We start from the raw sequence: 23390 nt of genomic DNA on the forward strand, positions 1-23390 counted from the left end.
AGCATCCATGCGCCGGTTGGCAAGAACTTCCAGAGGTTTCCACTGGCGGGCCCGCCCTTCCCCCGGCGACCCGCCATGACGACAGGAGCACCGATGCGCATCCGTACCGCGGGTGTGGTCGCCCTCTTCGCCCTGGCGCTCGCCGCCTCAGGCTGCGGCGGCGACAGCGACGAGCCGGCCGCGAAGGACACCCCCAAGGCCGCCGGCGGCAAACTGGTGATCTGGGCGGACGACAAGCGGACCGCCGCCCTCAAGCCGTTCACCGAGAAGTTCGGCCAGGAGAACGGCGTCACCGTCGAGGTCCAGGCCGTCCCGAACGAGGACCTCCAGAACAACTTCGTGACCGTGTCGAGCCAGGGCGGCGGCCCGGACGTGGTGATCGGCGCGCACGACTGGATCGGCAACCTGGTCCAGAACGGCGCCATCGACCCGGTGCAGCTGTCCGACGAGCAGAAGGCCGCCTTCAACGAGACCGCCGTCAAGGCCGTCACGTTCAACGGCCAGCTCTACGGCGTGCCCTACGCCCAGGAGAACCTGGCGCTGATCCGCAACACCGAACTGGCCCCCGAGGCACCGAAGACAATCGAGGACCTGGTCGCCACCGGCAAGCAGCTCAAGGCGCAGAAGAAGGTCACCGAGACGCTCTGCCTCCAGGTCGGCCAGAAGGGCGACGCGTACCACATCTACCCGCTGTACACCTCGGCCGGCGGTTACCTCTTCGGCACCACCGCGAACGGCGACTACGACCCGAAGGACCTGGGCGTGGGCAAGCCGGAGTCGATCGCCGCGTTCAAGAAGATCGCCGCGCTCGGCGAGAAGGGCGAGGGCGTGCTGAAGCGCTCGATCGCCGACACCAACTCGACCGCCACCTTCACCGGCAAGAAGTGCGCCTTCCTGGTCTCCGGGCCCTGGGCCACCGCCGACGTGAAGAAGGCCGGCATCAAGTACGACGTCTCCGCCGTTCCCGGCTTCGCCGGCGGCAAGACGGCCGCGCCGTTCGTGGGCGTCCAGTCGTTCTACGTGGCGGCCAAGGGCAAGAACAAGGCTCTCGCCCAGGAGTTCGTCGCCAACTACGTCACCACGCCGGACCTGGCCGTGGCGCTCTACCAGGCCGACCCGCGCCCGCCGGCGCTGACCGCCGCGCTGGACCAGGTCAAGAGCAGCGACCCGGACCTGGCCAAGTTCATCGAGGCCGGCAAGAACGGCCAGGTGCTCCCGGCCATCCCGGCCATGGCCGCGATCTGGGACCCGTTCGGCAAGGCCGAGGCCGCCGTCATCGGCGGCGCCGACCCGACCAGCACGGTTACCGCGGCCGGCAAGACGATCGCCGGTTCGATCAAGTAATGAGCACACCGCTGTCCGGCCCGGGGCCTGCCCAGCAGGCCCCGGGCCGGGGGCCCGTCCGCACCGGGTCCCCGCGCACCTCCCGTACCGCGCGGAACCACGCGCCGATCACCGCGGCCGGCCTCGCCGCGAAGGTGATCCTGCTCGGCCTGGTGGCCGGGATCGCGATCTGGGCGGCCTTCCCGCTCGTGGCGGCCGAGAAGTGGGTCGGGCTGGCGGTGCTGGTGCTGACCACCGCCGCACTGTTCTATCTGTACCTGGGCCGCCGGCACGTCCCGGCGAAGTACCTCATCCCCGGCACGCTCTTCCTGATCGCCTTCCAGGTCGTGCCGGTGCTCTACACCGCGAGCACGGCCTTCACCAACTTCGGCGACGGCCACCGCGGCAGCAAGGACGACGCGATCGTCGCGATCCAGAGTTCGTCGGTCAAGCAGGTCCCGGGGTCCACCCAGTACCCGTTGTCGGTCGCCACCAAGGGCGACCCGGCCACCGGCGCCCTGGTCTTCCTGATCACCAAGCCAGGAACCGACACGGTCTCCGTCGGCGACGCCGGGGGCCTGCGTCCGCTCGATCCGGGCGCGGCCACCGTCGGCCCCGGCGGAAAGGTCACCGCGGCCGACGGCTACACCGTGCTGAACTTCGGCCAGGCCAGCGCCCGCAGCAAGGACATCACGGACCTGGTGGTGCCGACCGCCGGAGGCGCGCTGCGCTCGTCCGGCCTGTCCCGGGCGTACGAGGGCAAGGCCGTCCGGGCGTACGAGGCCGGCTGCGACTGCGTCAAGGACAGCGACAGTGGCAAGACCTGGACCGCGGACGGCGAGGTCGGCGCGTTCGTCGCCGCCGACGGCGAGCGGCTGGCCCAGGGCTGGAAGGTGAACGTCGGGCTGTCCAACTTCACCCGGGTGCTCACCGACGAGCGGATCTCCGGGCCGTTCCTCGCCACGCTGATCTGGAACTTCGCCTTCGCCATCGGCTCCACCGGCGGCACGTTCATCCTCGGCATGCTGATCGCCCTGGCGCTGCACTCGCCCCGAATGCGGGGCACCAACCTCTACCGGATGTTGCTGATCCTGCCGTACGCCATGCCGTCCTTCGCGATGCTGTTGGTCTGGCGGGACATGTTCAACACCGACTTCGGGCTGATCAACAATCTGTTCGGGCTCAGCGTCGACTGGTTCGGGCAGGACTGGTCGGCCCGCGCCGCGGTGATCCTGGTGCAGCTCTGGCTCGGCTACCCGTACATGTTCCTGGTGGCCACCGGCGCGCTACAGGCCATCCCACGGGAGTTGACAGAGGCCACCTCGGTCGACGGGGCGTCGCGCTGGCAGTCGTTCCGGGCGGTCACCCTGCCGCTGCTGCTGGTCGCGCTCTCGCCGCTGCTGATCTCGTCGTTCGCGTTCAACTTCAACAACTTCAACGCGATCTACCTGACCACCGAGGGCGCGCCGTTCCCGGCGGACAACCCCAGCAACGGCGCCACCGACCTGCTGATCACCTACACCTACCGGCTGGCGTTCGGTGGGCAGGCCGCACAGTTCGGCTTCGCCGCGGCCATCTCACTGTTCATCTTCGCCATCGTCGCGGTGGTGTCGGCGGTCAGCTTCCGGCGGACCCGCCAACAGGAGGAGGTGTACGCATGACCATGCTCACCGGCGCCGCCGTCACGGGCGGCGCGAACGGCCCGGCGGCGGTCGACCGCAACGCGGGCAAGCGGAAGAAGCGATGGTTCGCCGAGGTCGGCTGGCGGCACCTGGTCGGCCTGCTCGGCGTGCTGTTCAGTCTCTTTCCACTCGTGTTCGTCGTCTCGGCGGCGCTCAATCCGCTCGGCACCCTGTCGTCCACCGAGTTGGTGCCGACCGGCGGGGTGTCGTTGGAGAACTTCGGGAATCTGTTCGCGCACACCGGGTTCGCTGACTGGTTTCTGAACTCGCTGCTCATCGCCGGTGGGGCCGCGTTCGCCTCGGTCTTCCTCTCCGCGCTCGCGGCGTACGCCTTCTCCCGGATGCGGTTTCAGGGGCGACGGGTGGGGTTGCTGTCACTGCTGTTGATCCAGATGTTCCCGCAGTTCCTGGCGATCGTTGCGATCTTCCTGATCTTCGGCACGATCACCGACCTGTGGCCGGCCATCGGCTTCAACACCCCGTGGGGTCTGATGCTGCTCTACCTGGGTGGCGCGCTGGGCGTGAACACCTGGCTGATGAAGGGCTTCTTCGACACCCTGCCCCGGGAGCTGGACGAGTCGGCCACCGTGGACGGCGCCTCACACGCCCAGGTCTTCTTCCGGATCATGCTGCCGTTGGTGGCGCCGATCCTCGCGGTGACCGGGCTGCTCGCCTTCATCAACACCATCAACGAGTTCCTGATGGCGAGCGTCTTCCTCACCGACACGGACGCCAAGACCCTCGCGGTCGGCATGCGAGGCATGTTGCAGGGCGGCGAGCGGAACACCAACTTCGGCATCTTCGCGGCCGGCACCCTGTTGACCGCGATCCCGACGGTGCTGGTCTTCCAGTTCCTCCAGCGCTACATCGTCTCCGGGCTGACCTCGGGAGCCGTCAAGGGTTGAGACGAGCCGACCTGCAGCGGCCGGTTGATCGACTGATCCGCGCTCGTCGGCGGTTCCCTCTACTACAATCCGTCGTTCATAGGGAAGTATGGCGAGCGTGGAAGCTCTCAGACTCATCCTTCTCTACGTCCATCTGATCGGGTTCGCCCTGCTGCTCGGTGGCTCGATCGCCCAGTACGCCAGCGGTCGGCTGCGGATCAACCCGGCCATGCTGTGGGGCGCGGTGATCCAGTTGCTGACCGGGCTCGGCCTCGCCGCGCCGCTGCGCGACGGCGACGAGCCGGCACCGGCAAAACTTGTGACGAAGTTGGTGATCGCCCTGCTGATCTTCGTCATGGTCTTCTTCTCCCGGAAGCGGGACGTGGTCAACCGCGGTCATTTCCTCGCGATCGTCGGTCTGACCCTGGTCAACGCGGCGGTCGCGGTCTTTTGGCGGTAACGTCCGAGGAGGAAAACGCCTCCAGAAAACGGACGTTGCGGACGCCGTGGCGCTTGATTACCAGCACGAAGAGTGACTTGCCCCACGCAAGGGTTACACCCGGGTAACAGGCGCTCAACAGTCGTGCACGATTGTCGGCCGGTGGGTGGACGCGGGCGTACGCTCCCGTCCGTAACGTGGGACAGCCGGCGGCACACCCGCAGGTCGGCTGATGGGCTGCCACCGCACAAGGCGCGGTGTGCAATGGGAAGGAGACGTCTTGCGCTCGGTGCGTGGGATGCGGATCGCCTCGATCTTCGCGGTGGGTGGGCTCGCGCTCACCGCCGCCGCTTGTGGCGAGGCCCCCAAGGATGACAACAACGCCGGCAGTGGCGCCAAGAAGTTCAGCGCCTGCATGGTGACCGACGTTGGCGGCATCGACGACAAGTCGTTCAACGCCTCGGCCTGGAAGGGTCTGCAGGAGGCCAAGGCCGCCAACGACAACATCGACATCAAGTACGTCGCGTCGAAGGCCGAGGCCGACTACGAGCCGAACCTGACGCAGTTCGTCAACCAGAAGTGCGACTTCATCCTGGCGGTCGGTGGCCTGATGGGCGACGCCACCTCAAAGATCGCCAAGGCGAACCCGAACCAGCAGTTCGGCATCGTCGACGCCAACCCGGGTGACGCCAACGTCTACCCGATGCAGTTCGACACCGCCCAGGCCGCCTTCCAGGCCGGTTACCTGGCTGCGGGGATGACCAAGAGCGGCAAGGTGGGCACCTACGGCGCCGTGCCGATCCCGCCGGTGACCATCTTCATGGACGGCTTCGTCGACGGCGTGAAGCACTACAACACCGCCAAGGGCAAGAACGTCCAGGCGCTGGGTTGGAACAAGGAGACCCAGAAGGGCTCCTTCTCCAACGCCTTCGACAAGCAGGACGAGGGCAAGAAGGTCTCCGACGCGCTGGTCGCCCAGGGCGCGGACATCATCATGCCGGTCGCCGGCGGCTCCGGCCTCGGCACCACCGCCGCGGCCAAGGCCTCGGGCGGCAAGTACAGCACCATCTGGGTGGACGTCGACGGCTGCGAGAGCACTCCGGACTGCTCGGCGATCGTGACCACGGTCGTCAAGAACATCCCGGAGGCCGTCAAGGAGGCCGTGGTCAAGGCCGCCGGTGGCGAGAAGCTGGAGGCCAAGCCGGGCTTCGTCGGCACCCTGGCCAACAACGGTGTCTCGATCGCCCCGTACCACGACTTCGACAGCAAGGTTCCGGCCGAGCTGAAGGCCGAGGTCGACAAGATCAAGGCGGACATCGCCGCCGGCACCATCACCGTCACCTCGAAGGCCCAGCCGACCAAGTGACAACCGGCCGGCCGCTCCGGTGAGATCATCGGAGGGCCGGCGGGGGACAGGTACGAACCGATCGGCCGCTCTGGCTCTGCGGACACCCCGCGGGGTCGGAGCGGCCGATCGCGCACCACGGCGGCCGGTCCGGTCCGGCCGGTACGACGGCAGCTAGGCTGCACCATCGCTCGCACTCCAGGAGGTTGCGCTGAGACTCGAACTGCGCGGCATCACCAAGCGGTTCGGTGATCTGGTCGCCAACGATCACATCGACCTGACGGTGGAGCCTGGAGAGATTCACGCCCTCCTCGGCGAGAACGGCGCGGGCAAGTCGACCCTGATGAACGTGCTCTACGGGCTCTACCAGCCCGACGAGGGCGAGATCCTGGTCGATGGCAAGCCGCTCAAGCTGAAGGGCCCGTCCGACGCCATCGGGGCCGGGATCGGCATGGTGCACCAGCACTTCATGCTGGTGCCGGTCTTCACCGTCACCGAAAACATCATGCTCGGCGCCGAACAGATCAGGGGCGGCATCGCCGGCTTCCTGGACCGGCGGCGGGCCCGGCGCGAGGTCACCGAGGTGTCCGAGCGCTACAACCTGCGGGTCGACCCGGACGCGGTGATCGAGGACCTGCCGGTCGGCATCCAGCAACGCGTCGAGATCGTCAAGGCGCTCACCCGCGACGTCGACCTGCTCATCCTGGACGAGCCGACCGCCGTGCTCACCCCTCAGGAGACCGAGGAGTTGCTGACGGTCATGCGGTCGCTCAAGGCGGCCGGCAAGTCGATCGTCTTCATCACCCACAAGCTCGGCGAGGTCAAGGCCATCGCCGACCGGATCACCGTGATCCGACGCGGAAAGACCGTCGGCACCGCCTCGCCGGAGGCCAGCCGGGACGAGTTGGCCGCGTTGATGGTCGGGCGCAACGTCCGGCTCACAGTGGACAAGACCCCGGCCACGCCGGGCGACCCGGTGCTGGAGGTGTCCGGGCTGGTCGTCGACGACGACCGGCAGATCCGCGCTGTCGACGGCGTCGACCTGACCGTACGCGCGGGCGAGGTGCTCGGCGTGGCGGGCGTACAGGGCAACGGTCAGACCGAGCTGATCGAGGCGATCATGGGCCTGCGCCCGGCGCTCGCCGGCACGATCAGCCTGGCCGGCGACCGGATCAACGGCTGGAAGCCCAAGAAGGTGCTCCGGGCGGGCGTCGGTTACGTGCCCGAGGACCGCAGCGTGGACGGCCTGATCAAGGAGTTCAGCGTCGCGGAGAACCTGGTGCTGGACATCTACGACCGGCCGCCGTTCGGTGCCGGGCTCGCGCTGAAGCCGGACGCGATCGCCGCCTCCGCGAAGGAGCGGATCGAGCAGTTCGACGTTCGCACCTCATCGGCCGACGCGGCGGTGGGCACCCTCTCCGGCGGCAATCAGCAGAAGGTGATCGTGGCCCGGGAGCTGTCCCGGCCGCTGAAGCTCTTCATCGCCGCCCAGCCGACCCGTGGCGTCGACGTCGGGTCGATCGAGTTCATCCACAGCCAGGTCATCCGCGAACGGGACATCGGCACCGCCGTTCTGGTGGTCTCCAGCGAACTCGACGAGGTGATCGGGTTGGCTGACCGGATCGCTGTGATGTACCGCGGCCGGATCATCGGCATCGTCGGCCCGGACACCCCGCGTGAGGAGATCGGCCTGCTGATGGCCGGCATCAGCCCGGACGAGGCCCACGACGCCGTCGCAGCACCCGCCGCCGACAAGCCCGGTGCGGCGACCGCCGCCGACAAGCCCGCAGCGGCCGACGGGGGCCCGGCGAGCGATGCAGGCCCCGCGAGCGAGGACGAGGCATGACCAACCCCAACCCGCAGTCGGGCTCCCCGGACAAGGAGCCGGCGAGCGAGGCGCAGGCCGCGCAGAACGCGCTCGGCAACACCGAACGCGCCGAGGTGGCGACCGAGCCGGACCGCTCGGCGGCGAAGCCGGGCCCCGAGCCTGAGCCGAAGCCGAGTCTGGGCCGGTTCTTCCTGGACAACCTCTGGGCGGCAAACACCTTCACTGTGACCCTCTTGTCGTTGGTGCTGGCGATAGTGGTCGGCGCGGTGCTGATGATCATCTCTGATCCCGATGTCCTCTCCACCTACTCGTACATCACCTCGCGCCCGTCCGACGCGATCAACTCCAGCTGGACGCTCGTCAGCGAGGCGTACGCGAACCTGTTCAAGGGCTCGATCTTCGACCCCGAGGCGTTCTCCGGCTGGTTGGACGGCGCCAACGGCTGGCAGGCAGTGCTCGCGCCGATCTCGGAGACGCTGACCTACGCGGCGCCGCTGGTCTTCACCGGTCTGTCGGTGGCGCTGGCCTTCCGGGGCGGCCTGTTCAACATCGGCGCCCAGGGCCAGGCCACCATCGGCGTGATCATGGCGGCGCTGGCCGGCTTCCTGCTGCCGCTGCCGCCCGGCCTGCACCTGCTGGTTGCGGTGCTGGCCGGCGCGCTGGGTGGAGCGATCTGGGGTTTCATCCCCGGCATCCTCAAGGCCCGTGCCGGCGCGCACGAGGTGATCAACACGATCATGCTCAACTACGTCGCCACGTACTTCCTCACCTGGTTGATCGTGCAGAACGGCGTGCAGGACCCGAACCGCACCGACGCGATCAGCAAGGCGGTGGACACCTCCGCCCAGCTGCCCCGACTGCTCGGCGACAACCTGCGGGTGCACGCCGGCATCCTGCTCGCCGTGCTGGCCACCTGGGCGGTCGCCTGGCTGCTCAACCGCTCGACGCTCGGCTTCGAGCTGCGCGCGGTCGGCGCCAACCCGGACGCCGCCCGGACCGCCGGCATCAGCGTCACCCGGACGTACATCCTGATCATGGTCTTCGCCGGAATCCTGGCCGGCCTCGGCGGCTCGAACATGGTGCTCGGCTCCACAGCCAGCGCGTTGACCCCGCTGGTGGTCGCGCAGATCGGCTTCGACGGCATCCTGGTGGCGCTGCTCGGGCGGGTGAAGCCCTGGGGGGTGCTGCTGGCCGCGCTGCTGTTCGGTGCGCTGCAGGCCGGTGGTAACCGGATGCAGTCGTACTCCGGGATCTCGCTGGAGCTGGTGACAGTGCTCCAGGCGCTGATCGTCATCTTCATCGCCGCACCGGCCCTGGTGAAGGCGATCTTCCAGCTCCGGGCCGCGCGTGCCGCCCGGTTGCAGACGAGCCTGGCGAAGGGCTGGTAACTCATGTCCACCATGGCTGTCCCCGACATCGCGGTCGCCCCGGTCGACGAGGGCTTCTGGACCCGCAGCCGGAAGGTCGGTCTCACGCTGCTGGCGCTCGGCCTGCTGTCCGCGGTGCTCTTCGGCGCGCTCGCCACCGACCAGCAGGCCCGGTTCACGCTCAGCGACGACGCGGCCGGCGCCGCACTGGAGATCAACGGCACGATCGGGGCGATCCTGTTCGGGATCATCACGATCGCCGCCGGCGCGGCGCTGCTCGCCGGGGTGCCGAAGCGGTGGTTCCTTCCCGTGCTCGGCGTCGGGCTGGTCGCCTTCGTGCTGTCGTTCCTCTGCTGGCAGGTCTCCGCCGCGCCGGCCGGGCAGAACTTCATGCCGCTGGTCAACATCATCAGGGGCACGTTCATCCTGGCCCTGCCGCTGATCTTCGGCGCGCTCGCCGGGGTGCTCTGCGAACGGTCCGGCGTGGTCAACGTGGCCATCGAGGGCCAACTGCTGATGGGCGCGTTCAGCGGGGCCCTGTTCGGCAGCATCTCCGGCAGTGTGTGGGTGGGTCTGGTCGCCGCCGCCATCGGCGGCGCGTTCATCTCGCTGCTGCTGGCCGTCTTCGCCATCCGCTACCTGGTCGACCAGGTCGTCATGGGCATCGTGCTGAACCTGCTGGCCGTCGGCGTCACCGGCTTCCTCTACGAGCGGCTGATGCAGACCGACGCCGCGAAGTACAACAGCGCGCCCCGCTTCAGCAACTGGGAGATCCCGCTGCTGAAGGACATCCCGGTGCTCGGTCCGGCGTTGTTCCGCGGCAACATCTTCCTCTACCTCGGGCTGCTCCTGGTGCTCGTGATCCACATCGGGCTGTTCCGCACCCGGTGGGGGCTGCGGACCCGCTCGGTCGGCGAACACCCGATCGCCGCCGACACACTCGGCGTCAAGGTGCTGCGGGTCCGCTACCGCAACGTGCTGCTGGCCGGCGTGGTCGCCGGCATCGGCGGCGCGTCCTACACGCTGGCGCTCTACTCGTTCACCAAGAACATGATCGGTGGTAAGGGCTTCATCGCCCTGGCCGCGCTGATCTTCGGCCGGTGGAACCCGACCGGCGCGCTGCTCGCCGCGCTCTTCTTCGGGTTCGCCGACCAGCTCGCCACCTACCTGGGCGCGATCAGCAGCTCGATCCCCAGCCAGTTCCTGGCCATGCTGCCGTACCTGGCGACCATCCTGGCGGTCGCCGGGCTGGTCGGCCGGGTCCGGGCACCGGCCGCCGACGGCAAGCCGTACATCAAGGGCTGACGCCTGAGCCGTGCCCGGCGGGCCTCCCGCCGGGCACGCTTCGCGCCCATCCAGCCCTTCCCAGGGGTACGCCTGAACGTGGCGCACGGTGAACGCAGCTGTGCAGACAACGAAGACCACCAGTGACCGTCGGCTGGCGAGCCTCCTCCCGGCTGTTGCAGGGTCAGCCGAGCGGCCCGATCTGCTTGGCCAGGCCGACGAACGACTGCCACGTCTGCGGGTTGAAGAGAAGGACGCCGCCATCGCGGTCCTTGGTGTCGCGCACGAGCACGACGTCCGGCAGGTTGTCGGCCACCTCTACGCACGACCCGCCATTGGAGCCGGAGCGAGTTGACTTGTGCCACCTGGCACCGGTCATGTCCATGTCTGCGCCGCTTCCTTGATCAGATCGAGTGACTGCCGGCGGGAGAGGGCCTCGCCTCTGACCACCTCCCACGTCGCCTGGAGGGTAGCAAGGGCATCGGCGCTGTTGACTATCTGTGCTCGCACCTGGTGGTCAAGGTGGGCGACCACCGAGCCATCAGTCTGGGTAGCCAGGATGAACCCGCCCTGCAATCACGCTGCCCATGGCTCCTCATTCCCTGCTTAATCTCATCGGCATGCTTCTCGGGGTTGCCCAGCGCTGCTCACCGAAAGTGTGCGGCAAGTTATTCAGCGTGAGTGCGTATCGAAGATAGTCCGGTCCTTAGCAGCGTGTGAAGTGCGCGGTCTCGTCGAGATGCTTCCCGGCGGCGCCTCGGCACCGCGCGGTTCGGAGCCGGGACCCGAACTAAATCACCGGAGCGGGTGCGGTGGCGCGGCCGAGTTTCCGAAGGCTGCCCGTGCATCCGGCCCTGCCCACTTCTGACCTGGGCTACTTGGGCAGAATGGTGGCATGACCGACATTGACTGGGCGCGGCTGCGCGCCGCTGCCACCGACGCGATGCGGCACGCGTACGCGCCGTACTCGACGTTTCCGGTCGGCGCGGCCGCGCTGGTCGACGACGGCCGCATCGTGGTCGGCTGCAACGTGGAGAACGCCGCGTACGGGGTGACGCTGTGCGCCGAGTGCGGAGTGGTTTCCAGCCTGCACGCCACCGGCGGCGGTCGGCTCGTCGCGCTCTCCTGCGTCGACGCCACTGGTGAGCCGCTGATGCCGTGTGGTCGCTGCCGGCAGCTGCTCTGGGAACACGGCGGGCCGGAGTGCCTGATCGAGAGCAGGACCCGCCCGCTGCGGATGGCCGAGCTGCTGCCGCACGCCTTCGGCGTGGAGGACCTGGAAGCCGTCACCGGGGAGACGCCGGTGCCGGTCGTGCCGGAGCGACTGGCCGCCTGGCGGGGGCGCGGCACCGTCTTCGTGCACCCGGACATGTCCGCCGGGCAGCAGGTCTGGACCGCGTACTGGGAGCGGTCGGCCGGAGACGACGTCGGCGCCGAGACCGGGGTGCTGGAGGAGGCGCCGAGCTGGGACGAGCCGGCCGAGGCGATTACCTGGGGCCTGGCCCGGACACCACGGGTGGTGGTGGTCGACGCGACCGGCACCATCTTCTGGGCCGGCGAGGGTGAACCGCCTGCGGAGATCCCGGTGCGCTGGGCTGCTGGTTGATCCCAAGGCCGCAGCCATCACATCTCAGGGCCGTGAGCCACTGCGAGGGCTGCCCTGCCTGCTCCGCGATCTTGCACTTCCTGTCCCGACGCAAGGGGCGCATCCACCCATATCAACAACAGAAACTGCAAGATCGGCGCGGTCCTCTTGCTCGGCTCACGTTGATCTACCACGAGTCCGTTCTCCAGCAGAGGATTGACCTGCCGGCCGCAGCCCTAACGCATAACGCAACGGCGTTGTCCTGGAAGTAGTGCCCACCTCAACGCGCCAGGGGACTACTTCATGGTTCGAGCGCGACCATGAGGGCACTGCACGGCGGCGCAGCCCTGAACGCAACGACGTGAGAAGGAACCACACGGTGAGTGCTTTTACTGCTGTTGACGTTATTCGGGCCAAGCGGGACGGGGGTGTGCTGTCGGACGCGCAGATCGACTGGGTGGTCGACGCGTACACCCGGGGGGTTGTCGCCGACGAGCAGATGTCCGCGCTGGCCATGGCGATCCTGCTCAACGGCATGACCGGGCCGGAGATCGCTCGGTGGACCGCCGCGATGATCGCCAGCGGTGAGCGGTTGGACCTGTCGGCGGTACGCCGGCCGACTGTCGACAAGCACTCCACCGGCGGCGTCGGCGACAAGATCACTCTGCCGCTCACCCCCCTGGTGGCGGCGTGTGGCGCGGCAGTGCCGCAGCTGAGCGGCCGGGGTCTCGGGCACACCGGCGGCACGCTGGACAAGTTGGAGTCCATCCCGGGCTGGCGGGCCACGGTGAGCAACGACGAGTTCATCGCCCAGCTGGACGAGGTCGGTGCGGTGATCTGCGCGGCCGGTGCCGGGCTCGCCCCCGCCGACCGCAAGCTGTACGCGTTGCGCGACGTGACCGGCACCGTGGAGGCGATCCCGCTGATCGCCAGCTCGATCATGAGCAAGAAGATCGCCGAGGGTACCGGGGCGCTGGTCCTCGACGTCAAGGTCGGCTCGGGCGCCTTCATGAAGTCCGTCGACCAGGCCCGCGAGTTGGCGCGCACCATGGTCGAGCTGGGCGGTGCGCACGGGGTGCGGACGGTAGCCCTGCTCACCGACATGTCCACCCCGCTCGGTCTGGCGATCGGCAACGCGGTCGAGGTGACCGAGTCGGTCGAGGTGTTGGCCGGTGGTGGACCGGCCGACGTGGTGGAGCTGACCCTCGCACTGGCCCGGGAGATGCTCGACGCCGCCGGTCTGCCGGACGCCGATCCGGCTGCTGCGCTGCGCGACGGCCGGGCCATGGACTCCTGGCGGGCGATGATCCGGGCGCAGGGCGGTGACCCGGACGCGCCGCTGCCAACGGCTGCCGAGGTGGAGGTGGTCCGCGCCGAGCGTGACGGGTACGTCGCGGCCGTCGACGCGTACGCCATGGGGGTTGCGGCGTGGCGGCTCGGCGCGGGTCGGGCGCGCAAGGAGGACCCGGTCAGCGTGCCGGCCGGTGTGGTGTTGCACAAGCGGCCGGGTGACGAGGTGCGGGCCGGTGACCCGCTCTACGAGCTGCGCGCCGACGACGCGACGCGGATTCCGGCCGCGCTGACCGAGGCCGCAAACGCGGTGCGGATCGCGCCGACGGCCCCGGCGGCGACGTCGTTGGTCATCGAACGCATCGGCTGATCGAACCGGCGTCGCCCTGGCGTGGTGCCGGTCACCTGGGAGCGCTATTGTCGCAGGCCAAGGGGGGACAACCGGCCTTGAGCCGGCGCGAGCAGACAGGAAGATCCGCCGTGACCGTTGCTGCCCCCGACCCACGTGAGGTGCGCGAGGCGAGCCTGGACGAGCTGTCCCGGCTCGGCCTGCCGTTGCCGCCGGCCCAGTTTCCCCTCGTGTGGGAGCCGGGTGACCACATCGACCTGCGCCCGACCGCGGAGATCGAGGCGCGGATCGCGGTGCTGCACCTGATCCTGGCCCGCTGTTTCGGGATGCCCCCACAGGCGGCGATGAGCTGGCTGCTCGGCTCGCACCTGGTCGACATGGTCACCCCGCCGGAGTGGCAGTTCGTGATGGGCGGCAAGGGCGACCACCGGTCGTTCGTGCTGCACCACGACGCTCTCTTCGCGCTGGCCTGGGTACTCGGGCTGAGCAAACAGCTCGACCCGACGTTGGCCGTCGACGAGCGGCTGGTCGAGCGGCTGCCGCACATCGCCGAGGGGGAGACCTTCCCGCACTGGCGCTCCCGGATCCTCACCGCGCCGCAGCACCCGGCCGACGCGGCCGCCCTGCTCGACCTGCACTACTGCCTGGACTGGGCGTACCTGGAGACCGAGCGCAGCGGCCGGCGGGCGCCCGGCCTGGTCGACGCGAACGCGATCGGGCAGCGGCGGTGGGCGCTGGAGTGGGCCGTCATTCTGCGCGGGCCGTACCACGACGAGCCGCCCGGTTGGGAAGAGGTCGACCTCTCCACCTGAGGTCAGCGAGGTCGCAGGACGTCGAGCCGGACCGCCACTGTGACCCGGGCCGGTTCGGGCAGCGCGGCCAGCCGGGTGGCGAGCGCGGCCGGGTCGGTGTGCCAGGCGCTGGGGCCCATCCCCACGAGGGTGGCGGCCTCCGGCCGGGTCAGCGCCAGCTCGGTCCGGTGCACGGCCGAGCTGACCGGCGTGAAGTGCCCGCCCAGGCTGGCGGCCACCCGGTCGGCCTTGTCCGGGTCCACCCGCAGCAGGTCGAGGACGTCCACCAGCTCGGCGAGGTGGTCGGTGTCGGGCGTGACCACCAGCAACACGCCGGCCGGGTCGAGCACCCGGTGGAACTCCGGGCCGTTGCGCGGGGCGAAGACGTTCAGCACCACGGCGGTCGAGGCGTCCGCGAGCGGCAGTCGCTGCCAGGTGTCGGCGAGCGCGGCGGCGGCCCGGGGATGCGCGCGGGCCGCACGGCGCAGCGCCGGCTTGGACACGTCCAGGGCCAGACCCACGGCGTCCGGCAGCGCCGCCAGCACCGCGCCGAGGTACCGGCCGGTGCCGGCGCCGGCATCCACCACCAGGGGGTACGCCTCGAGGTCGGGCGTCGCGCGGGGCCGACCGGCGGCTTCCGTCGCGGCGTCGGAGAGGGCGGCCGAGATGAGGTCGTAGTGCCCGGCGGTGAGGAAGTCCGCCCGGGCGGCGACCATCTCGGCGCTGTCGCCGGCGTGTGGGGCGCGCCCGGCGAGCAGGTTGACGTACCCCTGTCTGGCGATGTCGAAGCTGTGCCGGCGCGGGCAGCGCAGCGCGTTGGTGGTGCCGGCGGTGGCCTCGGCCAGCGGCTCGCCGCAGACCGGGCAGCGCAGCCGGTCGAGGATGCGGGGGTCCACGTCAGAGCTCCGCATCGTGGCGTGGCTGGGGCGCCCGCCCACCGAGGTGGTCGACCACCCGGTGGGTGAGCGCGCCGAGGGCGTCGACCTCCGCGGGGGTCAGCAGGTCGATCAGGTGCCGGCGGACGGCGGCCACGTGACCGGGGGCGGCGGACTCGATGGCCCGCCGACCGGCGGGGGTGAGGACGACGACCGAGCCCCGGGCGTCGTCGGCGCACTCCTCTCGGGTCACCAGGCCGCGCTGCTGCATCCGGGTCAGGTGGTGGGAGAGCCGGCTGCGCGACCAGAGCATGCGGTCTGCCAGCTCCCGCAGGCGCAGCCGCCCCTGCGGTGTCTCGGAGAGGTCGGACAGCACGTCGTAGTCGGCCTCGGAGAGGCCGGCGTCCTGGGTCAGCTCCCGGGCCAGCTCCAGGTCGAGCAGTCGACGCATCCGGCGGTAGCCGCGCCAGGCGCGGTCCTCCCGTTCGTCCAGCCACCGGGGTACGTCCATCCGTCGAGTCTAACGCTGTCGTTGACATGTCATCGACTTGGTCTTAGATTCGATGACATGTCAACCAATCCTCTCCAGCGGCGGAGCGCGCCGACCGCCGCCGCGGGCGACCGACTGTGGGAGCTGTTCGGCCAGCGCGGGCGCGGAGTGCTGGTCACCCTGCGCCGGGACGGGCGGCCCCAGCTGTCCAACCTCGACTACCTGGCCGAGCCGGGGTTGATCCGCTGCTCCACCACCGGGGACCGGGCAAAGGTGCGCAACCTGCGCCGCGACCCCCGGGCCAGCTTCCACGTGACCACGCCGGACGGCGGCGCGTACGCGGTCGCGGACGGGACCGTGACGCTCAGCGAACCGGCAGTGGCCACCACCGACGAGACGGTCGACGAACTGGTCGAGGTCTACCGCCGGATTCGCGGCGACCACCCGGACTGGGCGGACTACCGGGCCGCCATGGTCGCCGACGGGCGGCTCGTGATCCGGCTCGACGTGCACCGGGTGTACGGCTGGCGGCCGTGACGCCCCGGCCGGTCCCGTACCGGTCCGGCCAGGCCGCTGACTAGGGTCTGAGCATGGTCGCAACTATCCGGTACGAGGACATCGTCAAGGTCCCGAAGGCGCTGCTGCACGACCACCTCGACGGCGGGCTGAGGCCGGCGACGATCGTCGACCTGGCTGCCGAGGTGGGCCACGAACTGCCCACCACGGATCCGGAGGCGCTCGGACGCTGGTTCGCGGACGCGGCGGACTCCGGTTCGCTGGAGCGCTACCTCGAGACGTTCGCGCACACAGTGGCGGTCATGCAGACCGCGCCCGCGCTGCGTCGGGTGGCCCGCGAGTGCGCCCTCGACCTGGCCGCCGACGGCGTGGTCTACGCCGAGGTGCGGTTCGCCCCGGAGCAGCACCTGGAACGGGACCTCAGCCTGGACGAGGTGGTCGAGGCGGTGCTGGCCGGGTTCGCCGAGGGCACCGCCCAGGCGGTCGAGGCGGGCCTGACCATCCGGGTGGGCACTCTGCTCACCGCCATGCGGCACGCCGCCCGTTCCCAGGAGATCGCCGAGCTGGCCGTGCGGCACCGGGATGCCGGGGTGGTCGGCTTCGACATCGCCGGCGCCGAGGCGGGCTTCCCGCCCACCCGGCACCTGGACGCCTTCGAGTACCTGCAACGGGAGAACTTCCACTTCACCATCCACGCCGGCGAGGCGTTCGGTCTGCCGTCGATCTGGCAGGCGATCCAGTGGTGCGGGGCGGACCGGCTCGGCCACGGGGTGCGGATCGTCGACGACATCGCACCCGACGGCTCACTCGGCCGGCTGGCCGCGTACGTCCGGGACAAGCGAATCCCCCTGGAGCTGTGCCCCTCGTCGAACGTGCAGACCGGCGCGGTGGCCTCGATCGCGGAGCACCCGATCGGCCTGCTGCGCGACCTGCGTTTCCGGGCCACCGTCAACACCGACAACCGGTTGATGAGCGGCACCTCGATGTCGCGGGAGATGTCGCTGCTGGTGGAGACGTTCGGCTACGGCTGGAAAGAGTTGCAGTGGTTCACCATCAACGCGATGAAGAGCGCGTTCATCCCGTTCGACGAGCGGCTGCGGATCATCGACGACGTGATCAAGCCGGCGTACGCGAAGTTGATGGCCTGAGCTCAACCATGTGGGTGGCCGGCGAGCAGCCCGGCCACCCGGCGCAGCACCTCCCGGGCCCGGGCCGCCTCCGCGCCGAGGCCCATCTGCCGACGCAGCACCGCGGGCTCGGCCCGTAGCAGCGTCACCCCGCGCCGAATCAGCACCCGAGGCGCCTTGCGCTGCTCGGACAGGTCGCGGGCGAGTCGGCGCAGGAAGGTGGCCCCGCGCGGGCGGCGCAGCGCGTAAGCCCCGGCGAGCAGGCCACGGCGACGGCACTCCTCGACGATCTCGGCGGCGAAGATCCCTTCGGCCACGAAAAGTGGCGATCCGGCGACATCAAATGGCCGGGTGGCTACCCGTCGATCGGCACCGATCGCATAAACCGGCACATCGGCTCGGCCCTCGCGGGCAAGTTGGGCAATGATTTCCACCGCACTGGGGGCGTCCCAGGAGTGCGGCGATTCCCAATCCACCTGGCCGTTTCGTCTCGGCAACGTAGGGTCATCGCCGTCTTTGTAGAAGTCGTCCAAGCACAGCACCGGCAAGCCGGTTTGCTGCGCTATGTACGACTTTCCGGACCCCGATGGGCCGGCTAGTAGGACAACACGGTGCGGATGTTCCATTACCTTCAGTTACTCCGGCCAGACAGACTGCTATCAAATCGCATCAACATCTCATCACACCTTCGGTCCGGGACAACCTGGGCTTTCTTCTTGTCGACCGGCGTGATGGAATCTCGGGGGTCCGACCCGCCGGGTCGGTCGCTGGGCGTTGCCCGGGGCAACGCGTTCAAGCTGTAATCGCGAGGGCGGTGACGTGAGCAAACGGCCAAAGACGGCGGGCTCCTTCCTGTCGCGGCTGCGCCGGCCGGCCAGCCGGCTCCGGGACATGCCGATCTGGTCCAAGCTCGGTCTCATCATGATCGTGCCGACCATCGCCACGGTCGTGGTGGGCACCAGTGGTCTTATCGACCACGTGGAGACGCTCAACAATGCCAACCGAGCTGGCGACCTGGCGAATCTGTCGAGCTATTCGGGTGATCTGGTCGACAGCCTGCAGGACGAGCGGACCGCCGCCGTGCTGCTGCTGGGCGCGAACGGGACGCAGCCGACGGCGCAGTACCAGGAGGCCTACAACCGGGTGAACTCCCGGGTGGATCAGGACGCGGCCCCCTACCGGCAGCAACGGGCCGAGATCGAGGACCTGCCGAGCAGCCTCGAGGGTCTGCTCGACAGCATCGACCAGAACCTGCAGGACCTGGCGGGCGTCCGCAGCCAGGTGTTCAACGGAAAGCTCGCGCTCACCGAGACCGTGCAGGCGTACGAGGGTCTGATCAGTGACCTGCTCGCCATCCGCGACTCGTCCACGCAGCTCGCCGGTGACAACCAACTGAGCGACCGGATGCGCGCCGCCGCGGCGGTCGCCCGGGAGAAGGAGTTCCTGGCCGTACGCCGGGTCGTCGTGCACCGCGCACTGGGCGTTCAGGGCCGACAGCGCCTGACCCCGGCACTGCGCAGGGACTACGTCGCCAGTGACACCGGCCAGCAGCAGGCCCTGCAGAGCTTCAAGGCCGTCGCCACCCCGGACGACGCGAAGTTCCACGACCAGACGGTCGCGGGCGGCGACCGCCGGCAGGCACAGAACTACACCGGCTGGATCGACGGCAACACCACCGGCGACATGCGCGGTGCGCCGTTCGGCCCGGACCAGTGGGAAGCCGCCATGACGGCCAACGCCAAGCTGATCCGCACCGTCGAGCGGAAGCTCGACAGTGAAGTGGTCAACCAGGCCGACACCCTCCGCTCGGACGTCCAGCGCCAGGTCTTCCTGGAGACCGGCCTACTGCTCAGCATGCTGCTGCTGGCCATCCTCTTCGCCTACCTGGTGGCCCGCTCGATGGCCCGCTCACTCCGTGAGCTGCGGCAGGGCGCGCTCTCCGTGGCCCAGTACGGCCTGCCACAGGCGGTGGCCCGTCTGCGCGACCCGCAGGTCGTCGGGCAGCTCTCCCCGGTGCAGCTGGCCAACCAGATCGCCGAACCACTGCCGGTGCGCAGCAAGGACGAGTTCGGCCAGGTGACCGAGGCGTTCAACGCCGTCCACCTGGAAGCCGTCCGCACGGCCGCCGAGCAGGCGGCACTGCGTGCCTCCGTCGCGACCATGTTCGTCAACCTGGCCCGTCGTTCCCAGATCCTGGTCGACCGCCTCATCGGGCACCTCGACCGGCTGGAGCGCGGCGAGGAGGACCCGGACCGGCTGGCCGAGCTGTTCCAGCTCGACCACCTGGCCACCCGGATGCGCCGTAACGACGAGAACCTGCTGGTGCTCGCCGGTGCCGACTCCACCCGCGTGCAGCGTGAGCCGGCCGCCCTCATCGACGTGCTGCGCGCCGCGCAGTCCGAGGTCGAGCACTACACCCGGATCGATTTCGGTGTCATCGACCGCGACATCGAGGTCGCCGCGCACGCGGTCAACGACCTGGTGCACCTCGTCGCGGAACTGTTCGACAACGCCACCGCGTTCTCCCCGCCCGACTCGCAGGTCATGGTCGAGGCCCGGCGTGTCGGCGACCGCGCCTCGCTGTACGTCGAGGACCGCGGTATCGGCATCAGCGCCGAGCAGCTGCACGACCTCAACGAGCGGCTCGCGACGCCGCCGCAGGTCGACGTGGCCGTGTCCCGGATGATGGGCCTCGTCGTGGTCGCCCGACTGGCGTCCCGGCACGGTGTCCGGGTCGAACTCCGCCCCGGCAACGATCGCGGCACGGTCGCCGACGTGACCCTGCCCACCTCGGTGCTGGTGCCCCGGGCGCTCTCCGGTCGGGTGCAGCAGCCTCCGGCGCTGCCGGCGGCCGGCGCTCCCCAGTTCGGTGGTCCGCAGTCCGGTGGGCCCGCACCGGTGTTCGGCGCGCTGCCCGCGCTGGGCAACGGCCCTCGCCCGAGCGAGTCCGGCAACCAGGTCACCCTGGGCGGTCGCCCGTTCGACCCCGCCACGCGCAACGGTGCCGGCGCCCCGGCCAACGGTGGCGCGTACCGGTCGATGCCGGCCTGGTCCGACCTGACCGGCGCGGCCGGGACGAACGGCGGTGACGGGTTCACCCCCCGGTCGGCCAACGGCCAGGGCACCGACCCGCTGCCGCAGCGCCGGGCCGGGGACGAGACCCCGACCACCGGCCAGCAGCCGGCCATTCCGCGTCAGCTGCCGAGCAGCCCCGAGGCGCACCCGTACTCGGCGCCGCCGGTCTCCGCGCAGCCCTACTCCGGTGCGCCGGTCTCCGCCTCGCCGGCATCCGGCCAGCCGTACTCCGGGCAGCCCTACTCGGGTGCGCCGTACGGCGGCGCGCCGGTGTCCGCCGCTCCGGCCTCCGGGCAGCCGTACGCCGGTCCGCCGGTGTCCGCGGCGCCGGTCTCGGCCTCGCCGGCGTCCGGGCAGCCGTACTCGAACCAGCCGTACTCGGCGCCGCCGGCGTCCAGCCAGTCGTTCAGCGGCTTCGCGCCCCGATCCGCCCCGCCCGCGCAGGCACCCAACGCCCCGGCGCCGCCGGCCTGGCCGCCAGTGCCGGGTAGCGACCGGGACACGGCCACCCCGCCGGTGCCCGAGCGGCTCGCCGCCGCGCTGGACATGACGACGGAGTTGCCGCGGGTGCCGCGACCGGGCGAGCAGCCGGCCGCAGCCCAACCTCCGGCTCCTGCGCCGACCCCGGCTCCGCAGACTCGGCCAACGCCGCAGACTCGGCCAACGCCGCAGCAGCCGCAGGCGCAGAACCGTCAGCGGTACGCGGATGAGACGATGGAGCTGCCGATCTTCCGGGAGCTCGAGTCGGCCTGGTTCCGTACCCGTCGCCCGGGCTCCGAGGAGACCGCGGCCGGCGCCCAGCCAGCGACGAACGGCGACTCCGCGACCCAGCAGTTCGCCACGGTCGAGGCCACCGGTCGGGCAGTCCACAAGACACCACCCGGGACGACAGGTAACACACCGATGGCAGACACTCCGACGGTCGGAGGAGCGCCGCGGGACAACGGCTCCACAGCGAACGAGGGCACCCGCCCCAGCCTCGCCGAGAGCCTGCCGAACCGCCGGCCCCAACCGCAGAGCAACGGCTGGCAGACCGCTGCCGACGACGGCTGGCGTGCTGCCTCCGCGGCGGCCGGCGCGGCGCCGGTGAGCGAGACCACCACGACCGGTCTGCCGAAGCGCAAGCCGATGGCGCAGCTGGTACCCGGTGCGGTAGAGAAGCCCACCACCTCGGTCCAGCGGCGCTCCCCGGAGGCGGTTCGTGGTCTGCTCTCCGCCTACCACCGGGGCGTGCAGCGAGGGCGTAGCACCTCGGACAACCCGACCAGCCCGGAGGCGACTCCGGGAGGGCAATCCTCGCAGTCTGGCTCAGGCCCGGTGGCCGGGAGCGGGCAGAAGGAGCAAGAAGGATGACAACTACGCAGGATCTTGGTTGGCTGCTGGCCAACTTCGCCGACCGGGTGCCCGGCGTCGCGCATGCGGTCGCCGTATCGGCGGACGGCCTACTCCTCGCGTCGTCACGGGATCTGCCGCGCGACCGGGCAGACCAGCTCGCCGCGATCTCGTCGGGTCTGGTCAGCCTGACCCAGGGGGCAGCACGCTGCTTCGAGGGAGGCGCGGTGTTGCAGACCGTCGTGGAGATGGACAATGGCTTCCTGTTCCTGATGTCCATCTCGGACGGCTCGTCCTTCGCCGTGCTGGCAGCTCGCAGCTCCGACGTGGGCCAGGTTGGCTACGAGATGGCGCTGCTGGTCGACCGGGTGGGCGACGCACTGACCCCGCAGCCGCGCGCGGCTGCGGGCATGCTGGGCTGACGTCTAGCCGATCGTGAGGTCGGCACGACTGCAACAACGACAACGACGGGTTTCACCGGTGGGAGCCGGTAACGGGTGCGAAGGAGGTGAGCGGCGAGATGGCCGATCGTGACGAACCGACCGGAGCGTTGGTCCGTCCATACGCCGTGACCCGTGGTCGCACCCGTCCCCGGCTCGACATCGCGCTGGAGGCGCTCGTCGAGACGACGGTGCGCGGCCGTACCGCTGCCAATGGCAACGGTGGTGGCCGCGAACACCAGTACATCGCCGCGCTGTGTGACGGTCGCGTGCAATCGCTCGCGGAGATCGCGGCGCGGATGCAGCTCCCGCTCGGTGTGGCCCGGGTGCTCATCGCCGACATGGCGACGGACGGCCTGGTCGCGGTCCACGAGCCGACCATTTTGGACGACTCCGACGACGCGGTGGGCACTGAACTGCTGGAGAGGGTGCTGAGTGGACTTCGCAGGCTCTGACATGTCGCACCGCCCGCCGAACCCGAGCGGCCGCGTGACGTCGGCGAAGATCGTTATCGCCGGTGGATTCGGCGTCGGTAAGACGACGCTGGTCGGCTCGGTCTCGGAGATCACGCCGCTGACCACCGAGGCCATCATGACCTCCGCTGGCGTGGGCGTCGACGACACCCGGCAGGTGCCGGGCAAGACGACGACCACGGTGGCCATGGACTTCGGCCGGATCTCGATCGACCGTGACCTGATCCTGTACCTGTTCGGTACGCCGGGTCAGACCCGTTTCTGGTTCATGTGGGACGAACTGGTGCGGGGTGCGATCGGTGCGGTCGTGCTGGTGGACACTCGCCGGCTGGCCGACTGCTTCGCGGCGATCGACTTCTTCGAGCACCGACGCCTGCCGTACCTGGTGGCGATCAACTGCTTCGACGGGATGCAGTACCACGACCCGCAGGACGTCCGGGACGCCTTGGCGATCTCGAGCGACGTGCCGGTGGTGGCCTGTGACGCCCGTAACCGGGAGTCGACGAAGCACGTGCTGATCTCGCTGGTCGAGTACGTGCTCACCATGCGCCGTACGCGCGCCGTCGCCCCGGCCTGATCGCGGCGCTGCACGCCCCGGTGGTGGCTCCGGCCGCCACCGGGCGCTGCCAGCCGCCCCGGTGAGTCCCACCGCGCTGGCTCGTCGCCTGGACGAGTCGGCGCGCCGCCAAGCCGCCTCCTGGTGACCTGGAAGCTGTCCGCTCCTGTCCGGGGCACAAGCTCACCCACGGTCCTCACGAGGCGGCTTCTGCGTACCCGGGGAACCGCCCTGCTGACGCGGGAGCGCCCCCAGCCAGCCGGCTGGCTGGGGGCGCTCCCGCGTGTGCTGACGGATCAGGACTGGTAGCCCGCCGAGCGGTACTCGTACTCCCGGTCG

General features: G+C 70.0%; 21 protein-coding genes and 1 pseudogene. 17 read left to right on the forward strand and 5 right to left on the reverse strand.

All coding sequences use genetic code 11. The features are described 5' to 3' along the window. The first annotated feature begins 93 nt into the window (after positions 1 to 93). From PSH03_RS27550 to PSH03_RS27585, 8 genes are all read left to right on the forward strand, one after another. Positions 94 to 1344 (forward strand): sugar ABC transporter substrate-binding protein, encoded by a 1251-nt coding sequence (locus tag PSH03_RS27550; protein WP_210784762.1) that lies wholly within the window; start codon positions 94 to 96, stop codon positions 1342 to 1344. Further along, entirely contained in the window at positions 1344 to 2984 is a 1641-nt protein-coding gene (locus PSH03_RS27555) for an ABC transporter permease subunit (protein WP_210784761.1), read from the forward strand. Before PSH03_RS27550 ends, PSH03_RS27555 begins: the two co-directional genes overlap by 1 nt. After that, positions 2981 to 3910 carry a sugar ABC transporter permease gene (locus PSH03_RS27560; RefSeq protein WP_210784760.1) on the forward strand — a complete coding sequence of 310 codons (930 nt, stop codon included), beginning with the start codon at positions 2981 to 2983 and terminating at the stop codon, positions 3908 to 3910. The genes PSH03_RS27555 and PSH03_RS27560 overlap by 4 nt, the downstream gene beginning before the upstream one ends. 97 nt (positions 3911 to 4007) lie before the next feature. Further along, positions 4008 to 4349, forward strand: coding sequence for a hypothetical protein (locus tag PSH03_RS27565; RefSeq protein ID WP_210784759.1), 342 nt, complete (start codon positions 4008 to 4010; stop codon positions 4347 to 4349). Positions 4350 to 4626: 277 nt separating this feature from the next. After that, positions 4627 to 5694 (forward strand): BMP family lipoprotein, encoded by a 1068-nt coding sequence (locus PSH03_RS27570; protein ID WP_210784793.1) that lies wholly within the window; start codon positions 4627 to 4629, stop codon positions 5692 to 5694. Between the two features lie 250 nt (positions 5695 to 5944). Further along, positions 5945 to 7519, forward strand: coding sequence for an ABC transporter ATP-binding protein (locus PSH03_RS27575; RefSeq protein ID WP_308194400.1), 1575 nt, complete (start codon positions 5945 to 5947; stop codon positions 7517 to 7519). Next, a complete protein-coding gene (locus tag PSH03_RS27580; RefSeq protein WP_210784758.1) occupies positions 7516 to 8889 on the forward strand; it encodes an ABC transporter permease in 1374 nt (457 codons plus the stop codon). The genes PSH03_RS27575 and PSH03_RS27580 overlap by 4 nt, the downstream gene beginning before the upstream one ends. 3 nt (positions 8890 to 8892) lie before the next feature. Beyond that, on the forward strand, positions 8893 to 10173 hold the full coding sequence (locus PSH03_RS27585; RefSeq protein ID WP_210784757.1) for an ABC transporter permease: 1281 nt from the start codon (positions 8893 to 8895) through the stop codon (positions 10171 to 10173). Positions 10174 to 10336: 163 nt separating this feature from the next. Here the strand turns inward: PSH03_RS27585 and PSH03_RS27590 are convergent, their stop codons facing one another. Next, positions 10337 to 10531 carry a DUF397 domain-containing protein gene (locus tag PSH03_RS27590; RefSeq protein ID WP_210784791.1) on the reverse strand — a complete coding sequence of 65 codons (195 nt, stop codon included), beginning with the start codon at positions 10529 to 10531 and terminating at the stop codon, positions 10337 to 10339. Further along, positions 10528 to 10728: pseudogene (locus PSH03_RS27595) on the reverse strand (Scr1 family TA system antitoxin-like transcriptional regulator); the annotation flags it as partial. The pseudogene PSH03_RS27595 and the gene PSH03_RS27590, both read right to left, overlap by 4 nt. Before the next feature lie 319 nt (positions 10729 to 11047). Between PSH03_RS27595 and PSH03_RS27600 the strand changes: the two are divergent. From PSH03_RS27600 to PSH03_RS27610, 3 genes are all read left to right on the forward strand, one after another. Further along, the gene (locus PSH03_RS27600) at positions 11048 to 11758 is read left to right on the forward strand and encodes a cytidine deaminase (protein ID WP_210784756.1); all 711 of its coding nucleotides are present in this window, start codon (positions 11048 to 11050) and stop codon (positions 11756 to 11758) included. 358 nt (positions 11759 to 12116) lie between these two features. Continuing rightward, positions 12117 to 13397, forward strand: a complete 1281-nt coding sequence (locus tag PSH03_RS27605; RefSeq protein ID WP_210784755.1) for a thymidine phosphorylase — start codon at positions 12117 to 12119, stop codon at positions 13395 to 13397. Between the two features lie 110 nt (positions 13398 to 13507). After that, entirely contained in the window at positions 13508 to 14188 is a 681-nt protein-coding gene (locus PSH03_RS27610) for a DUF4272 domain-containing protein (protein WP_238690827.1), read from the forward strand. 2 nt (positions 14189 to 14190) lie between these two features. Here the strand turns inward: PSH03_RS27610 and PSH03_RS27615 are convergent, their stop codons facing one another. Together PSH03_RS27615 and PSH03_RS27620 are read right to left on the reverse strand one after the other, a co-directional pair. Next, positions 14191 to 15063 carry a putative RNA methyltransferase gene (locus PSH03_RS27615; RefSeq protein WP_238690845.1) on the reverse strand — a complete coding sequence of 291 codons (873 nt, stop codon included), beginning with the start codon at positions 15061 to 15063 and terminating at the stop codon, positions 14191 to 14193. 1 nt (position 15064) lies between these two features. After that, positions 15065 to 15553, reverse strand: a complete 489-nt coding sequence (locus PSH03_RS27620; protein ID WP_210784753.1) for a MarR family winged helix-turn-helix transcriptional regulator — start codon at positions 15551 to 15553, stop codon at positions 15065 to 15067. 57 nt (positions 15554 to 15610) lie between these two features. Here PSH03_RS27620 and PSH03_RS27625 point away from each other — a divergent pair, with 57 nt between their 5' ends. Continuing rightward, positions 15611 to 16069: a PPOX class F420-dependent oxidoreductase gene (locus PSH03_RS27625; RefSeq protein WP_210784752.1), complete on the forward strand. Its 459-nt coding sequence runs from the start codon at positions 15611 to 15613 to the stop codon at positions 16067 to 16069. Positions 16070 to 16122: 53 nt separating this feature from the next. Continuing rightward, positions 16123 to 17196: an adenosine deaminase gene (locus tag PSH03_RS27630; RefSeq protein ID WP_238690829.1), complete on the forward strand. Its 1074-nt coding sequence runs from the start codon at positions 16123 to 16125 to the stop codon at positions 17194 to 17196. 2 nt (positions 17197 to 17198) lie between these two features. Here the strand turns inward: PSH03_RS27630 and PSH03_RS27635 are convergent, their stop codons facing one another. Then, positions 17199 to 17492, reverse strand: coding sequence for a hypothetical protein (locus PSH03_RS27635; protein ID WP_238690831.1), 294 nt, complete (start codon positions 17490 to 17492; stop codon positions 17199 to 17201). A gap of 502 nt (positions 17493 to 17994) precedes the next feature. Here PSH03_RS27635 and PSH03_RS27640 point away from each other — a divergent pair. The 4 genes from PSH03_RS27640 to PSH03_RS27655 all read left to right on the forward strand — a co-directional run bounded on the left by PSH03_RS27640 (position 17995) and on the right by PSH03_RS27655 (position 23072). Next, a complete protein-coding gene (locus tag PSH03_RS27640) occupies positions 17995 to 21603 on the forward strand; it encodes a sensor histidine kinase (protein WP_210784750.1) in 3609 nt (1202 codons plus the stop codon). Then, positions 21600 to 22004, forward strand: coding sequence for a roadblock/LC7 domain-containing protein (locus PSH03_RS27645; RefSeq protein ID WP_030329023.1), 405 nt, complete (start codon positions 21600 to 21602; stop codon positions 22002 to 22004). Before PSH03_RS27640 ends, PSH03_RS27645 begins: the two co-directional genes overlap by 4 nt. 98 nt (positions 22005 to 22102) lie before the next feature. Further along, entirely contained in the window at positions 22103 to 22477 is a 375-nt protein-coding gene (locus PSH03_RS27650) for a DUF742 domain-containing protein (RefSeq protein WP_124820399.1), read from the forward strand. A gap of 1 nt (position 22478) precedes the next feature. Further along, positions 22479 to 23072: a GTP-binding protein gene (locus PSH03_RS27655; RefSeq protein WP_007455465.1), complete on the forward strand. Its 594-nt coding sequence runs from the start codon at positions 22479 to 22481 to the stop codon at positions 23070 to 23072. Positions 23073 to 23390 lie beyond the last annotated feature (318 nt).

It is taken from the genome of Micromonospora salmantinae, assembly GCF_022230905.1.
In the GTDB taxonomy this organism is placed as follows: domain Bacteria; phylum Actinomycetota; class Actinomycetes; order Mycobacteriales; family Micromonosporaceae; genus Micromonospora; species Micromonospora salmantinae.

Coding starts and splice junctions, on each gene's coding strand:
- PSH03_RS27550 (WP_210784762.1), top strand. CDS start 94: ATGCGCATCCGTACCGCGGGTGTGGTCGCCCTCTTCGCCCTGGCGCTC.
- PSH03_RS27555 (WP_210784761.1), top strand. CDS start 1,344: ATGAGCACACCGCTGTCCGGCCCGGGGCCTGCCCAGCAGGCCCCGGGC.
- PSH03_RS27560 (WP_210784760.1), top strand. CDS start 2,981: ATGACCATGCTCACCGGCGCCGCCGTCACGGGCGGCGCGAACGGCCCG.
- PSH03_RS27570 (WP_210784793.1), top strand. CDS start 4,627: ATGCGGATCGCCTCGATCTTCGCGGTGGGTGGGCTCGCGCTCACCGCC.
- PSH03_RS27580 (WP_210784758.1), top strand. CDS start 7,516: ATGACCAACCCCAACCCGCAGTCGGGCTCCCCGGACAAGGAGCCGGCG.
- PSH03_RS27585 (WP_210784757.1), top strand. CDS start 8,893: ATGTCCACCATGGCTGTCCCCGACATCGCGGTCGCCCCGGTCGACGAG.
- PSH03_RS27590 (WP_210784791.1), bottom strand. CDS start 10,531: ATGACCGGTGCCAGGTGGCACAAGTCAACTCGCTCCGGCTCCAATGGC.
- PSH03_RS27600 (WP_210784756.1), top strand. CDS start 11,048: ATGACCGACATTGACTGGGCGCGGCTGCGCGCCGCTGCCACCGACGCG.
- PSH03_RS27620 (WP_210784753.1), bottom strand. CDS start 15,553: ATGGACGTACCCCGGTGGCTGGACGAACGGGAGGACCGCGCCTGGCGC.
- PSH03_RS27625 (WP_210784752.1), top strand. CDS start 15,611: ATGTCAACCAATCCTCTCCAGCGGCGGAGCGCGCCGACCGCCGCCGCG.
- PSH03_RS27630 (WP_238690829.1), top strand. CDS start 16,123: ATGGTCGCAACTATCCGGTACGAGGACATCGTCAAGGTCCCGAAGGCG.
- PSH03_RS27645 (WP_030329023.1), top strand. CDS start 21,600: ATGACAACTACGCAGGATCTTGGTTGGCTGCTGGCCAACTTCGCCGAC.
- PSH03_RS27650 (WP_124820399.1), top strand. CDS start 22,103: ATGGCCGATCGTGACGAACCGACCGGAGCGTTGGTCCGTCCATACGCC.
- PSH03_RS27655 (WP_007455465.1), top strand. CDS start 22,479: ATGTCGCACCGCCCGCCGAACCCGAGCGGCCGCGTGACGTCGGCGAAG.